The sequence below is a fragment of the Prevotella sp. OH937_COT-195 genome (genome assembly GCF_003932845.1).
Classification (GTDB): domain Bacteria; phylum Bacteroidota; class Bacteroidia; order Bacteroidales; family Bacteroidaceae; genus Prevotella.
In genome coordinates, this window is sequence record NZ_RQZH01000069.1 from 1 (window position 1) to 1,442 (window position 1,442).

At 37.3% G+C, this 1,442-nt stretch carries 1 protein-coding gene; it reads right to left on the minus strand.

The annotated features are described in order from the left end of the window. Positions 1-763 precede the first annotated feature (763 nt). Complete coding sequence (locus tag EII32_RS11250) at positions 764-1,129, minus strand: hypothetical protein (protein ID WP_124793494.1); 366 nt, start codon at positions 1,127-1,129, stop codon at positions 764-766. Positions 1,130-1,442: the final 313 nt, after the last annotated feature.

Consider the following 1,442-nt stretch of genomic DNA (forward strand, 5'->3'; position numbering starts at 1 on the left):
GAGAACAAGCTCATCTTTGAACAAATTCCGGTTCTTTACAGCCCGAAGCTGAAGGCAGTCCGGCACCCGACATAATAATATGCCCTTGTTGGCTCGCGTTTCCGTCTGCCCTAAAAATGAGCTTCACACCACCGACCTTATCGCTGAGGTGCCTCACAAGTAGTATATCATATTTTGACATTAACAGTAAAACCATGATACAATAACCTTAACGACAAGCGTGATTAGTCGTGCATATAGCAAAAACCCTAGAGGCCTGTACTCCTCTAGGGTTTCTTTTTTCATCTGCAACGACAACAGACGTGCTGAGAAGGGCAACTATCTTTTCTTCTTGCCTTTGAAATGCTTCTCAATCCATTTCTCACCATACAGTTTCAGAAGTGGTACAACCACTCTGATGACAAGAATAAGCGTGATTATTCTTAGCATATAACACCTCCTCTCTAGGCGATTGGGGGTTTAGTTGCCAAAAAATATTATAACACACCTCAGAAGCCTTTTTAAGCCCCTCTACGCTCGTTTAAATGATTAGGTGTTATTCTATACTTAAATCATTACAATCGCTCCTAAAGGCTCTCAGAGAACTTACAATCCGTTTTCTTTATTCCAATTTCCTTTTGACGATAAGTAACCTGTCGCTGATTTCTGACTGCCGTGTTCGATCGTCAAACTTTCAGTCTGACGACTCGACACGTCTTAGTCTAAATCGCTCAGCTTTTCGTCAAAAGTTTTCTCGGCATAAACCACTCAACTGCTCTAATTATCAAATACCTGTCTCTATAGCAATATCAAAAATATCTGTTATGCCTTGCTCGATACGTGATAATCCTTCTTCAAGTTGATCCAGTTTTTCTAACTTCTTTTCAAGCGCATATAATTCCTGAGATAACTTTAAGAGACTAAGGTCAATATCACTTATCTTAGATAACATTCGATGTTCAAATTGAGTTGAATAATTGCCTTTTTCTTTCGTCAAATATGATTTGATTTTTGCTACACCAGACTCTAAAATCAAATACTGACCTCTTACAAACGCATAATCATCTTCACCTAATTTTTTCCTGTGATATTTCACTAAATCTTTTGAAACACCTAATTCATCAGCGACTTCTCGCATACTCTTTGCCATAGTCATTAACCTCCTGTTTGCAGTGTGGCAAGCGTAGCATATGTATCTAATTTTACTAGGTAAATTTACCACATATACCTTTTCTATTTTATCACATCTTACCAGTCTGGCAAGATTAGCATATGTAGATACACTTCCTAGGAAGTTTTACCTATGCTGTAAAATAGATTTTTGGGGAAATCCCCAATCCCCTTTTTGTCATTGCGTGACTTTTTATAAATCCTTATAAATTAAAAAGTTGACCTAAAAAGGTCAACTTAATCATCTTATTAAACCAATTAAAGCAGAAGGAGAAATCAAACCAATAAAACAC